Consider the following 12879-nt stretch of genomic DNA (forward strand, 5'->3'; position numbering starts at 1 on the left):
CAACTTCGTTAGGGCAGGGTGGGAAGCGCAGCATTACTGCATCTTGACACGATCGCGTTTAGATTGCGGACGTTATTATCGACGACTAAGCATCGTGCGGCGTGGTTGTGTTGAGACGCAGATCATTCCCCACTATGCGGGTACGCAACGGGCGCGCCGGTACGCCAACGACGACCGTTTCAGATGGCACATCCCGGTGGATCAATGCGCCGGCACCGGCAATGCTCCACGCACCAACGCGGCGTTGTGGCATCACAATCGCTCCAATCCCGATCAATGATCCGGCGCCGATCACAACATTACCTCCAGTGTGGACGCCAGGTGCGATGTGGACATGGTCGCCGATCTGGTTGTGATGGTCAATGGTGCATCCGGTATTGAGAATAACGTTGGCGCCGATCACGCTACCGGGATTGATAATAACACCGGCACAGACCATCGTGCCGGGGCCAATGATGACATCGGCAGCAATGATGGCAGTTGGATGGATAGCGCACACGATAGTTTCACCACGCTGCTGTAGAGTATCAAATAACCGTGCCCGTACCCGGTTATCACCAATCGCAATGACGACACCCTCATGCGATATGTCGCTTACGGCGGCGAGTGGCCCTAATACAGGTAACCCAAGGGCCTGCGTACCTTGGCGGCGCGGATTATCGTCAAGATAGCCGATGGGTTCGTAGGGATTGCCGTTTGCAGCCGCCTGCAACAGGATGTCGGCCACGACTTGGCCGTGTCCGCCAGCACCAAGAATGAGAATGCGTTGTGTCATAGATCAGCCGATGTATCTGTTGTATCTGTTCATTGATTCGGGGCCAAGGCAGCGGGATGCGTCGAGATTGCCGTGTGCCATCATAACGGACTTTTGGGTTGGATGGGTGACGGTGGGATGACCGCAGGTGAACCACGAAACTCCTCAGCGGTGGCATGACCGGGTTGGCTAATCCCCTCGCGCTGCAATACTTTCCAGCAGGTCAGAGCGAGAATCTTCAGATCAAGCCATAGCGATAGGTGGTCGACGTAATAGACATCGTAGGCAAACTTCGCTTCCCACGAAAGCGCATTGCGTCCGTTGATCTGCGCCAGCCCAGTAATGCCCGGCAACACCTCGTGTCGGCGGCGTTGTTCGGGAGTATACCGGTCGAGATATTGCATGAGCAGCGGTCGCGGCCCGACTAAGCTCATTTCACCACGTAACACACAGAACAGTTCGGGTAGTTCGTCAAGGCTGGTACTGCGCAAAAACCGACCAAACCGCGTGAGTCGTTGCTCATCGGGCAAGAGATTACCCTGTGCATCACGGGCGTTGGTCATGGTACGAAACTTCAGCATGGTAAACGGGCGGCCATGCAAGCCGGGTCGTTGCTGACGGAAGAAAATGCCGGGGCCGAGGTTGATCCGCACCAGTATCGCAATCAGTGCCATCACCGGTGCCAGCACGATCAGGGCCGGAATAACGATCATCAGATCAAGCAGCCGTTTTCCATAACGACGGTACATAGGCGTCTCCGTGACACGATTTGTTAGGGACACTGTTATCGTATCGGGTGAAGATGTCAGTTAGATGAACGAGTAGGGTGATAGGGGGTGACACTCTATACAATTCGGGACATCTTCTACCGATGTGTTTCCATTCATAAGCGTTGCATGTGATAGGCTGAGAGTATAGGATCGGAGACACGTGGATTATGTTCATGCTGGAAAAAAGGGATTTATGTCTGCTCGTATCCTCTTGATCTGCGTCCTACTGATAATACTGGTCGGTGAAAATCAGTCGGTTCCTAGCGTTGCGGCCATTGCCCAGCCAAAACAGTTGACGGCATTTGGGATGAATACCTATTTCAGCGGTCTAGAGCGCTTACCACAAAATCGCAACGATGATGTAGCGGCGTTGATTAATGCTACGCGGTCGTTGGGGGCTGAATGGGTACGTGAAGAGATCAGTTGGGCCAATCTCGAACCGAATAAAGGCTTCTTTACATGGGATTTGATGGACGCATCCCTAACGCAGACTGCCAACGCCGGGTTGGGAATTATCGGCATGTTACTGACAACACCGGCATGGGCACGGGTTGGCGATTGTAGCAGCCGGATCACGCGCAACGGTGGCTCGCTCAATTACTGGTGCCCACCGGCCAACCCGCAAGACTTTACCGATTTTGTTCGTGCGGTAGTCGAGCGTTACGATGGCGATGGCTACAATGATGCGCCGGGTTCGCCACGGGTGGCGGCATGGCAGATCTGGAACGAACCGAACAATTGGGCAACTTGGCCGGGTGAAGCACACGAATACGGTGCACTGTTGGTAGCCGGCTACACCGCAGCCAAAGCGGCCGATCCAACCGCACTCATTGCAACCGGCGGGGTCTACGTTTTTGATGGTGGCACGCGCACAGGCGGGAATCGTGACGGTCTCGAATTTCTCGGTGCGGCGTTTACGGCTGTTCCTCCTGCCCAGACGAGCTTTGATGTGCTGGCGATTCATCCCTACATGCCTGATACTGCGCCTGATCGTGCCGGTCTGTATGGTTTGGTTACGCTTTGGGGACGAATTAGTAATGTGCGAAGCTGGCTGAACGAAAAGCGTGGTTCACATGTGCCGCTTTGGATCAGTGAGTTAGGCTGGTCGACCTGTACGTTTGCTTCAGCCGTCTGTCGCAGCGAGCAAGAACAAGCCGACTTTCTGGTACGTAGTTATGGTATTGCCTTGGCGTTAGGGGTACAGCATATCAACTGGTTCCAACTCGAAGATAAATTCGATAGTTCGACCGCTGATGTGTGGGGTAATGCTGCCATCTTGCGTAACCGTAATCAAGGATACGCGCGCAAACCGGCGGCCAATGCCTACGCCAAACTTACAGCGCAGCTTGGCGGGGCGACGTTTATCGGCTTTGGTTTGTTGCACAGTTACACGCATCAAAGCAATGGGTTGACTCCGGCAGCCCGCTACCACCTCCGCTTTCAAACTGTAACCGGCGCATTGATCGATCTGTTGTGGACAACCGGTGGGGCCGCGACACTGTCAGTACCACTGATGGCCGGATACACTGCCCAATTACTCAGCCGTGATGGGGGCGTGTTGCCGCTCACGATCAGTGCTGGGCAAGCCCAGATTCCACTTAGTGGAACCCCGGTCTATCTCCGTCAAGACACACCGCCGCAATTGGTTGTCACCCCGGCCGCTGTCACCATTCCGATGCTGACGACCGATCCGGCCACCACGTATACGCTCTCGGTGCAGAACTCCGGGTCGGGCAGTATCAGTTGGATTGCTGGTGGTAGTGCGAGTTAGCTTACACTCATAACGACGAGTGGGAGTGGTCATCGCAGTATCTTACAATACCGCATCGATCCCAACGGGTTGGCAACCGGTGATTATACGACAACCATCACCGTCAATGCCGGGAGTGTCGGCGTGCAGAGTATCCCGGTCACGTTGCGTGTTGTCAACACTATCTACCGCGTCTACACACCGCTTGTTGCCCGATAAACGAACGGTTCATCACCTGCGTTGACGTTCTCCGCCGGGTTATGGTAAGATAAAGGCCGTTGCTTACGAACAGGTCTAGGTAAAGGAGAGCGCCGTGAGCGCAAAGAAAATGAAAGTATTGCTTCTGCAAGATGTTGAACATCTTGGCAAAGCGGGCGAAATCAAAGATGTAAGCGGCGGTTATGGCCGAAACTACCTGATACCCAAAGGATTTGCCGTTCTTGCAACCAAAGGCCAGATCAAGCAGGCTGAAGAGCGACTAGCCGCGCAGCGCCGGCGGGCCGAGGCAATGCGCAAAGAAGCCGAGGCACTTGCGGCAAAGCTGGCAGCGCTGACTCTGACCTTCGTTGTGAAGGTTGGGGAACAGGATCGGCTCTACGGTTCGGTGACCAATGCCGATATTGCGGCGAAGCTGCACGAAGTAGCAGGTGTCGAGATCGACCGGCGTAAGATCGCATTGGAAGATCCGATCAAACGCACCGGAGAGTACGAGGTTCCGGTTGAGCTGGCAAGTGGTGTTTCAACAACGCTCAAAGTGGTGGTAACCGGCGAATAATAACCCTCGACCGTAACGGGGCAATCTTCTAGTCCAATGTGCCGCAAATTGCGGCACATTGGCGTTTTATCCCGATGATGTGGATAATCGGTGGGCAACGGGGGAAAAACGGTGGAAAAGCGCGAAGATCGGCTGGAACGGAGCGTACCATTTGATTTGCAAGCTGAGCGAGCGACGCTTGGTTCAATTCTGCTGGAACGCGATGCGATCATCGCAGTTGCCGGTTGGCTCCCCTCGGAATACTTCTACTTAGAAAAGCATGCGCTCATTTACGAAGCCATGCTCGCGTGCTACAACCGGCGTGAACCGGCTGACATCGCAACTGTCGCTGCCGAACTGCGTCGGCGTGGTCAACTCGACCTGGTTGGTGGCGTGACCATGTTGAGCGATTTGGTCACCGAAGTACCAACGGCCGTCCACATCGAATACTATGCCCGCATTGTCGAGCGGACAGCACTCTTACGCCGTCTGATCGAGGCCGGTGGCCGGATTGCAGCCATGGGCTATGACGAGTCGAGTGATTTGGAAGAGACGCTCGACCGCGCAGAGGCAGAACTGTTTGCCGTCTCCCAACGCCGTAACAATCAGGATTTCGTTCATATCGGTCGGGTCGTCAATACACTCTTCGCCCAGATCGAATCGATGCAAGAGCGGCGCGGGGAAGTGATCGGAGTACCAACCGGCTACCACGATCTCGATGAACTGACCGGTGGGTTACAGCCGAGCGACCTGATCATTCTTGCAGCCCGGCCGAGTGTCGGGAAAACATCGCTTGCCCTCTCGCTCGCCTACAACGTGGCGTATCAAGCCAATGGCACCGTCGCCATTTTTAGCCTTGAAATGAGTCGCGAGCAGTTGGTGCAGCGCATGCTAGCGATGCATACCGGTATCGATATGCAACGCCTTCGTACTGGTAATCTGCGTGGCGAAGAGCTGAGTTTGGCAATCGAGGGATTAGGTGTGCTTTCCGAGCTGTCGATCTACATCGAGGATACACCCGGTCTGAGTATCACTGATGTCCGCGCGCGCGCTCGTCGGTTGCACAGCGAAGTAGGGATTACGTTGATTATGATCGACTACCTCCAACTGATGTCTGGTCGGCGTGCCGATAATCGGGTACAAGAGGTTAGTGAGATCAGCCGTGGGTTGAAAGCACTGGCGCGAGAATTGAATGTGCCGGTGATCGCTCTTTCCCAACTCTCGCGCGCCGTTGAAGGTCGCCAAAGTCACGTACCAATGCTCAGTGACTTGCGCGAATCGGGATCGATCGAACAAGATGCGGACATCGTCATGTTTATCTACCGCGAAGAGTTGTACGACAAGGACACGGACAAGAAAGGTATTGCCGAAATTCACGTTGCCAAGCACCGAAACGGTCCGCTCGGTGTGATTCCGTTGCGGTTTGAGGCTCGTACCACCCGGTTCCAGAACCTCGAGCGCTATCATGCTCCAGAGGGGTTCTAGGCTTGGAAGCGGAGAAAAGGTGTGCTGTTTGCATGCGTTCCGTGGCGTGGCGGATTGGCAATGCCGATGATCGCTCTTGCCAAAATCGGCAGAATATGGTAGGATAGTGAACGCGAAGGCGGGTAGCTCAATTGGCAGAGCAGTGGCCTCCAAATCCACCGGTTGCAGGTTCAAGTCCTGTCCCGCCTGCCATTTTTTGTGCCGGCCAGCCAAGCGGGGGCGTGGCAGAGTCCGGTTGATTGCGTCGGTCTTGAAAACCGAAGGACGTAGCAATGCGTCCCGTGGGTTCGAATCCCACCGCCCCCTCCAGTGTTACTACGGGGAGGTCGCATAGTGGCCTAGTGCGGCGGTTTGCTAAACCGCTAGGGGGGCAACCCCCTCGAGGGTTCGAATCCCTCCCTCCCCGCCAAAATCGCCCGCAGGCTTATCTGCGGGCGATTGTCATGGGGCGGCCTAGGTGATAGTGTTTCAGAATTGCAACAAAAAAAGCGAATGATGCGCTCGTCTCTGCCTTGATTGCATCGGTTGTATGCTCTAGGATAGAAAAAGTAGCTCGTTTGCCGACCAAGGGCCGCGCACGCTCATTGAGCCTCACCTAAAGATGCTGAGGTTTTGGTATAGTGTTTACTAACACGCGGTCTATAATCAGTCCTCGATTAAGATACGTGAGGCAACGATGCCAATTACTGTCGAACACGTCACGCACTTTCTCGCTGCAGCGGCAACGTTAATCCATGAGCGGCGCGATGAGTTAACCGCGCTTGACGCCGCGATTGGCGATGCCGATCACGGGGCAAATCTCGACCGTGGGTTTACCGCTGTGATGGCGCGTCTACCGAGTGTGGCCGATAAAGATATCGGTACTGTGCTGAAGACCACCGGGATGACCATTGTTTCTACCGTGGGTGGTGCCTCAGGGCCGTTGTATGGCACGGCTTTTGTCCGAGCAGGGATGGCGTTGGCCGATCGGCATGAAATAAGTACTGAGGAGATACTCCTCGCTCTCGAGGCTGCTCTTGATGGGATTGTAGCACGTGGTAAAGCCCAGCGTGGCGAAAAGACGATAGTTGATGCGCTCGCTCCGGCAATTGAGGCGCTGCAGGCCGCGTTAGCTGCCGGTAAGCCGCTGGGTCAGGCATTGCAGGTGGCCGCTGATGCAGCAGAGGCCGGTGCAAAAGCAACCATCCCTATGCTTGCCCTGAAGGGGCGCGCGTCGTATCTCGGTGAACGCAGTATCGGTCATCAGGATCCGGGAGCAACTTCGACAGCGTATCTGCTCCGTGCGCTGGCGATGACGTGTAGCCGTGTTGAGGAGGGAGCATGATCGGCCTATTGATCGTCTCGCACAGCGCACGATTAGCAGAAGGTGTGCAAGAGTTTGTGTCCCAGATCAGTGGTGGTCAGTTTCCGGTCATAGCGGCAGGTGGCGCAAATGATGGTTCATTAGGGACAAGTGTGGAGCGGATTTTGGCTGCTCTCGAACAATTGCGCACCGCTGATGGGATTTTGGTGCTGGTCGATCTGGGTAGTGCGGTCATGAGTGTCGAGACGGCCCTCGAACAGTTTACCGGTCCGCCGGTCCAAATTAGTAATGCACCGTTGGTGGAAGGGGCGTATCTGGCAGCGGTCGAGGCATCAAATACGGTGACGACACTCGAACAGGTAGCAGCGGCGGCGTTGCAAGCACGCGAGCTGATTAAAGTATACGAGTAACCGATATGACAGAAGTTGTTTTGACGGTGAATAATCCTGTTGGTTTGCATGCACGCCCGGCTAAGCTGTTTGTTGAGACGGTGCGGGCGTATAAGAGCACCGTAACTATTCAGAATCTCAGTCGGCCCCAAACGAAAGAACTGCCGGTAACGGCTTTTAATCTGTTGCAGATCGGAGTGCGTCAAGGGCACCAGATCCGGTTACGCGCCAGTGGTGAGGACGAAGCTGAAGTCATCGCTGCTTTGACCAAGTTGGTCGAAGAGAATTTTGGCGAGTAGCGAGCGAGGTGTTATGGGGAAGATGCTGCAAGGCGCCGGCGGTGCTGCCGGGTTGGCATTGGGTCCTGCATACCGCTGGCAGCGTGTGGCTACGGTAGCAGTCGATCCGCCTCACGAGTCGGTAGAAGCGGCATTGACTCGCTTTCATGTAGCACAACGTGCAGCCGCAGCACGCTTGCGCGCTATCGCCGAACGGCAACGAGCAGCCGGTTTGCACGAAGCCGATTTGTTCGATGCACAGGCTTTGCTGGTCGAAGATGAGACCTTGACCGATGGGGTGACGGCGCTGGTACTTGATGGGCAGCCGCTGACGACGGCGATCCGCACAACAGTGGCGCAAATGCAGGCGTTGCTCGCCGATATTGATGATGAGTATCTGCGGGAACGTGCGGCTGATATGGCCGCGGTTGGGGTGGAGTTGTTGCATGCGCTGGCCGGTGAGACCGCCTCGCAGCCAACTGTCCCGCCCGGCGCTATTGTCGTCGCTGATGATTTGACGCCCGCCGAAACGGTCGATCTACCGCACCACGTTGCCGGTTTTGCTACTGCCGGTGGTGGTCCGACCGGTCATACTGTTATTCTTGCCCGCGCACGAGGTGTGCCGGCAGTAGTAGGGGTAGGTGACGAAATCCTCGCTGTGCCCGATGGCGTACAGCTTTTGATCGATGGCGATGCCGCGACGGTATTGATCGACCCCGATGAAGCAGCGTTGCAGTCGGCTCAAGTGCGGATGGAGGCGTTGCGAGTGATGCAACGGCGACAAGCGGCGTTGCGTGATCAGCCTGGTCAGTTGCGTGATGGCCGCTTAGTTGGATTGTGGGCCAACATTGGTCGTCCGGCTGAGGCGCGATTGGCCCGTGAGTACGGAGCCGAAGGGATCGGATTATTTCGGACGGAGTTTCTTTTTCTCGACCGTTCGGCGCCACCAGATGAAGATGAACAATATGCGGCATATTGTGCGGTGTTGGATGAGTTGCCCGGCAAGCCGGTAGTGATCCGCACACTCGATATCGGTGGTGATAAGCCGTTGCCGTATCTCCCACTTTCCCCTGAAGCAAACCCGTTTCTTGGGGTGCGAGGGTTGCGACTCTCGATGCAGCGCCCCGATCTCTTTCAAATCCAATTGCGTGCGTTGTTACGAGCAGCGTTTCGTGGCGATATTTGGATTATGCTACCGATGATTGCCACTCCGGCCGATCTCGCGTGGGCGCGTGCGCAGTTGGTGGAAGCGGCGGCTGCCCTGGCGGCAGCAGGTGTTGATCATCGGCCCGATCCACCTCTGGGGGTGATGATCGAGACGCCGGCGGCGGCGGTGTTAGCCGACCAACTGGCACGAGACGCGGCCTTCTTTAGCATTGGGAGCAACGATTTGGCCCAGTATACACTGGCGGTTGATCGTGGTCATCCTACCCTGGCGGCTCGTTATCCCTCCAATGATCCGTCGGTCTGGCGGATGATCGATCTGGCGGCGCGTGCTGCGCAGCAAGCCGGTATTCCGATAGGTATTTGTGGTGAGCTTGGTGGTGAACCAGATGCTGCTCCGGCTCTGGTGGGCTTGGGCCTGCATAAGTTGAGTATGGCACCAGCTCGTATTCCGGTAGTCAAGGAACGACTGATGCAAACATCATGGGCTGAGGCACAAGCCGCCGCGGCCCGTGCGCTTGCGGGTGGGCGAGAAGCATAACACGCCACTGCAATACACTCTTGATGAGGCCGGTTCATCTTGAGATGAGCCGGGCTTTTTTATGGTCGTTGTGAATACACGACTCTCGCTGCTCTCGTTGTCTTATGGCACGATCCGTATGATCGCGGTGTTTTGCCAGAGATACGGATTGCCAATCTGGTCGCCAGCAGTGGCTTGAACCACAATCGGAATAGCACCAACCGGCGTTGTTGCCGTGAGGGGGATGCTAAAGGTATTGCCGGCCCCTGCTACCAATAGCCCGATGTTAACGGTCATCACCTGACCGCTGATGCTACACGCCCCCGGTACACCGCTGCACGCGCCGGCGCTGAACGTGATACTGGCCGGTAGATTGATTGTCAGTTCAAGATCACGGGCGGCACCGGCTGTCGGACCACTCGCCTGATTGGCAAAATTGATCGTCAGGCTCGTTGTGCTGCCGGTCGTGATAGTGGACATTGCCGGAGTAGCTTGCAGCAACAGCTCAGGCGTAGGTGGTGGTGTCAGATAGAGAGGGACACCGGTTTGGCCCTCTTGGATAAAGTGGTTTTCGTCAACAGGGCTAGTGGTACAAGTCACAATGCGCCACCAGCCCGATGGCGGATTGGCGATCACATCGCCACCACGGGTAGTAGCTGTACCGTTGTTCCATTGGCCGTCCGCTGAAGCTGTACCGACAATGCCGCCGGTTTGGCCGGTGGGATCGTAGAGCGATCCCGGCGCGTAATAGCGCACCCGTGCCCGGCTCGCACCTTCGAGATCGAAGTTGTGGAAGGCGACGCTACTGAGGCCGGGCGCAACATACTGGAAGAACGTGGTGCAGACCGGATTGCCCGGTGGGTGACGCAGGCTTTGCCGGAGAATGCCCTGGACAATCTCATCACCGGTGCCGACGATTCCATCTAGATCAACGGTTGGCGCGCCACTACCGGCCCAGCCGCTGCGTACAGCCCAGCCATTGGTGTCGTCGTTGGGTACACTAGTAACTAGCAGGTATATGCCGCATGGCGTGGAACCCGGTATGCCCGGCAAACTCACCCATGTAGTGGCATCACCGGTATTTGGCGCATAGTTGGCACTCGTCACCAAGGTACCGATTGTTGGTGGATAGCCGTTGCTGGCTTGCCAGCCTGTTGGCATTCGGTAGAGGGCAAAGGTAGCGGTCTCAGCCGAGCCACGAATGACATCCGCAGGATTAGCTGTTGGGTTGATCGACGGACTGAGCAGCTCGATAGTCAGATCACCGATCACACCGCATGGAACATCGATTCGCACAATCGTAGAACCATCGTTGACACCGTAGAAGTTCCAGTTATAACTTGTGTAGTTCGGACCGGCCGTTTGAAGAGCAGTCGGGTTTTGGGTGAGTAAGGTTGGTGCTGTATCAATAATCGTTACGGTAGCCAGATTTGGTATGCCAAGGGTGGCACCGGTTGGGCTGGTCAACGCAATCTGAATTGTCTCGAATGGTTGGTCGGCGAAGCTGTTGTTCCAAATTGGAATAGTGAAGGTCTGACTCATTACCCCCGGTGCGAAAGTGAGTGTACCACTCACCGGTGCGTAATCGTGGTTAGGAGCCGAGCCATCACCGGGTTGGGCGGTGCCACCGGTGACGGTGACATAGTTGATCGTCACGGTGCCTGTAGCTGCACGGCTCAGATTAACGATGACGGTTGCCGTTCCATCACTTTCATTGACGAAGAACTCACTGCCGGCAAAGCGCACCGCCGGCGGATCATCGTCGCGGATCGTGCCAACGCCGAGGCCATCATCGATCACAACGGTCTCATCGCTCGCCAGATTGCTCGGTTGACCGGGCATCGTTGCGCGTGGGTTGCTCAAATTGATGGTAAAGAATTCATCATCTTCCGGTTCAGTGTCACCAATAATTCCCACCGGTAGCGTCACTTGCCATGTGCCGGCTGGAATGGTGACGGTGCCGGCTACAGCGTTGTAGTCAGTGCCTGCCGTGGCAGTACCGTTAGCGCTCGTATAGTCGACCAAGATATCGCGATCCGAAATGCGGTTGAGGCGGACAATAAAGTTACCGTTGGTGACCCCACTATCGCCTTCGAGGCGTAACACGTCGTTAATACTAATGCGAACCGGTTCATTGTCGCGGTTTATAACGTTTAGATTGGCAGGTGCTAACCCATTATAAAACGGGTCAGCACTGATTGCCGGGGCAAATTGTACGGTGAACGGTTGATGGCCGTCTTCAAGGGTGTCATCGACTCCACTGATCAAAACCACTGCGTTGATGTTCCAATTGGTGTTGTCGAATACAATACTACTTGGTGTAACACTCCCCTCAGTTGGATCATCAACCGTTATATTCAGTTGCACAGGCGCGGTCGGTTGGCTTGTTAGCCGCATTTGTAGCGTAATGCTGTCACCATTTTCCGATACGGTCAACGGTGTTGGTGGTGTCGTGACGAAAAAGCCGGGCGAGTCATTGTCAGAAATGATCACCTCAACATCAGGTGCAAGTAGTCCGTTGTAGAACGGATCGGTACTACTCACCACGTGTGATAGGACGACGGTCTGGGTCGCTTCAGCAATGTTATCGTCGGGCACATAGACGACGACGAATTGCGGTATGTTCCAGCTGGCCGGGGTAAAGGTCAGCGTTGCCACCGGTGAACCGTTGACCAAGACGATACCTTGCCCGTCAATCGTGATCGTGACATTGGCAGTTGGTTGCGTGCCCAGTTCGAGCGTGTAGCTGCCGGCAGTGCCTTCGGTGAGGGTCAAAGTAGTAGTACTAGGGATGATCGCCGGAATATCATCATCGATCACGGTGACCGGCAAACCGATTCCGCCAAGGCCGTTGTAGATCGGATCAGGGCTGGTCGTATCGTGTAGAATGATCCGGTTACGGTTGGGCTGGGCGATCTGGTCAACGTTCGGTTCTAGCACACTCACAAGCTGTGGTGTGTTCCAGTTGGTCGGTGTGAAGGTTAGGGTCGTCGTAGCACTGCCATTAACGAGTAAGAAGCCCTGACCGTTTATCGTAACGGTGACATTATCCGCAGGTGCGCTAGAAAGTGTTATTGCATAGTCGCCGGGTGAACCTTCGACCACTGTGAGAGTAGCCGGGGCAAATATCAAACCGGCCGTGTCGTTTTCGAGGATGGTGACGGTCAGCGGGACGGGTGCAAGCGCAGTGTAGATTGGGTCGCCACCACCCACGACGTGGAGCAGGGTGATGCCATAGCTCGTACCGGTCGGTGCTTCGTCAACGAGGTCATCAATCGCCTGCACGTTGACCGTCTGCGGCGTATTCCAGTTGGCCGGCGTGAAGGTCAGGCTCAGGGTCGGCTGGCCGTTGAGGGTGACTTGCCCTTGACCGTCAATCGCTATCGTGACGTTGGCGGTCGGTTCGCTGGTCAAGGCGACGGTGTAGGTTTCAGCCGGCCCGCCCTCGGCCACCGTGAGCGCGGTGGGCGTGAGGACGATCCCGGCGTTGTCGTTCTCCAGAATGGTGACAGTGAGCGGTGCTGGCGCCAGAGCGGCGTAGATCGGGTCGCCGCCGCTGGCAACGTGAAGCAGCGTGATGTCGTAGCTCATTCCCATTGGCGCTTCATCGATCAGATCGTCAATCGCCTGCACACTGACCGTCTGCGGCGTATTCCAGTTGGCCGGCGTGAAGGTCAGGGTCAGAGTCGGCTGGCCGTTGAGGGTGACTTGC

General features: G+C 56.0%; 10 protein-coding genes and 3 tRNA genes. 10 read left to right on the forward strand and 3 right to left on the reverse strand.

Translation table 11 applies throughout. The features are described from left to right. Nucleotides 1–85 precede the first annotated feature (85 nt). Together AC01ZF_RS16830 and AC01ZF_RS16835 are read right to left on the reverse strand one after the other, a co-directional pair. Complete coding sequence (locus AC01ZF_RS16830; RefSeq protein WP_424677005.1) at nucleotides 86–775, reverse strand: acetyltransferase; 690 nt, start codon at nucleotides 773–775, stop codon at nucleotides 86–88. 80 nt (nucleotides 776–855) lie between these two features. Then, nucleotides 856–1503 carry a sugar transferase gene (locus AC01ZF_RS16835; RefSeq protein ID WP_428111913.1) on the reverse strand — a complete coding sequence of 216 codons (648 nt, stop codon included), beginning with the start codon at nucleotides 1501–1503 and terminating at the stop codon, nucleotides 856–858. A gap of 214 nt (nucleotides 1504–1717) precedes the next feature. Here AC01ZF_RS16835 and AC01ZF_RS16840 point away from each other — a divergent pair, with 214 nt between their 5' ends. The 10 genes from AC01ZF_RS16840 to ptsP all read left to right on the forward strand — a co-directional run bounded on the left by AC01ZF_RS16840 (nucleotide 1718) and on the right by ptsP (nucleotide 9188). Beyond that, nucleotides 1718–3295 (forward strand): glycoside hydrolase 5 family protein, encoded by a 1578-nt coding sequence (locus tag AC01ZF_RS16840; protein ID WP_476575526.1) that lies wholly within the window; start codon nucleotides 1718–1720, stop codon nucleotides 3293–3295. 307 nt (nucleotides 3296–3602) lie between these two features. Beyond that, complete coding sequence (rplI, locus tag AC01ZF_RS16845) at nucleotides 3603–4049, forward strand: 50S ribosomal protein L9 (RefSeq protein WP_424677014.1); 447 nt, start codon at nucleotides 3603–3605, stop codon at nucleotides 4047–4049. 111 nt (nucleotides 4050–4160) lie between these two features. After that, nucleotides 4161–5513: a replicative DNA helicase gene (dnaB, locus tag AC01ZF_RS16850; protein ID WP_424677008.1), complete on the forward strand. Its 1353-nt coding sequence runs from the start codon at nucleotides 4161–4163 to the stop codon at nucleotides 5511–5513. 116 nt (nucleotides 5514–5629) lie between these two features. Then, a tRNA-Trp gene (locus tag AC01ZF_RS16855) sits at nucleotides 5630–5705 on the forward strand. Nucleotides 5706–5728: 23 nt separating this feature from the next. Continuing rightward, a tRNA-Ser gene (locus tag AC01ZF_RS16860) sits at nucleotides 5729–5822 on the forward strand. Between the two features lie 10 nt (nucleotides 5823–5832). Continuing rightward, nucleotides 5833–5922 (forward strand) — tRNA-Ser (locus AC01ZF_RS16865). Between the two features lie 267 nt (nucleotides 5923–6189). Next, complete coding sequence (gene dhaL, locus AC01ZF_RS16870) at nucleotides 6190–6837, forward strand: dihydroxyacetone kinase subunit DhaL (protein WP_424677009.1); 648 nt, start codon at nucleotides 6190–6192, stop codon at nucleotides 6835–6837. Continuing rightward, nucleotides 6834–7226 carry a dihydroxyacetone kinase phosphoryl donor subunit DhaM gene (dhaM, locus tag AC01ZF_RS16875; RefSeq protein ID WP_424677010.1) on the forward strand — a complete coding sequence of 131 codons (393 nt, stop codon included), beginning with the start codon at nucleotides 6834–6836 and terminating at the stop codon, nucleotides 7224–7226. Before dhaL ends, dhaM begins: the two co-directional genes overlap by 4 nt. 5 nt (nucleotides 7227–7231) lie before the next feature. Next, nucleotides 7232–7504 carry an HPr family phosphocarrier protein gene (locus AC01ZF_RS16880; RefSeq protein WP_287906129.1) on the forward strand — a complete coding sequence of 91 codons (273 nt, stop codon included), beginning with the start codon at nucleotides 7232–7234 and terminating at the stop codon, nucleotides 7502–7504. Nucleotides 7505–7517: 13 nt separating this feature from the next. Beyond that, complete coding sequence (gene ptsP / locus AC01ZF_RS16885) at nucleotides 7518–9188, forward strand: phosphoenolpyruvate--protein phosphotransferase (RefSeq protein ID WP_476575527.1); 1671 nt, start codon at nucleotides 7518–7520, stop codon at nucleotides 9186–9188. Between the two features lie 102 nt (nucleotides 9189–9290). Here ptsP and AC01ZF_RS16890 read toward each other — a convergent pair. After that, nucleotides 9291–12879 (reverse strand): Calx-beta domain-containing protein (locus AC01ZF_RS16890; protein WP_476575528.1); only part of this gene is annotated, 3589 nt, incomplete at its 5' end.

It is taken from the genome of Chloroflexus sp. (assembly GCF_056331925.1).

Coding starts and splice junctions, on each gene's coding strand:
- AC01ZF_RS16880 (WP_287906129.1), top strand. CDS start 7,232: ATGACAGAAGTTGTTTTGACGGTGAATAATCCTGTTGGTTTGCATGCA.
- ptsP (WP_476575527.1), top strand. CDS start 7,518: ATGGGGAAGATGCTGCAAGGCGCCGGCGGTGCTGCCGGGTTGGCATTG.
- AC01ZF_RS16835 (WP_428111913.1), bottom strand. CDS start 1,503: ATGTACCGTCGTTATGGAAAACGGCTGCTTGATCTGATGATCGTTATT.
- AC01ZF_RS16830 (WP_424677005.1), bottom strand. CDS start 775: ATGACACAACGCATTCTCATTCTTGGTGCTGGCGGACACGGCCAAGTC.
- dhaM (WP_424677010.1), top strand. CDS start 6,834: ATGATCGGCCTATTGATCGTCTCGCACAGCGCACGATTAGCAGAAGGT.
- rplI (WP_424677014.1), top strand. CDS start 3,603: ATGAAAGTATTGCTTCTGCAAGATGTTGAACATCTTGGCAAAGCGGGC.
- dhaL (WP_424677009.1), top strand. CDS start 6,190: ATGCCAATTACTGTCGAACACGTCACGCACTTTCTCGCTGCAGCGGCA.
- AC01ZF_RS16840 (WP_476575526.1), top strand. CDS start 1,718: ATGTCTGCTCGTATCCTCTTGATCTGCGTCCTACTGATAATACTGGTC.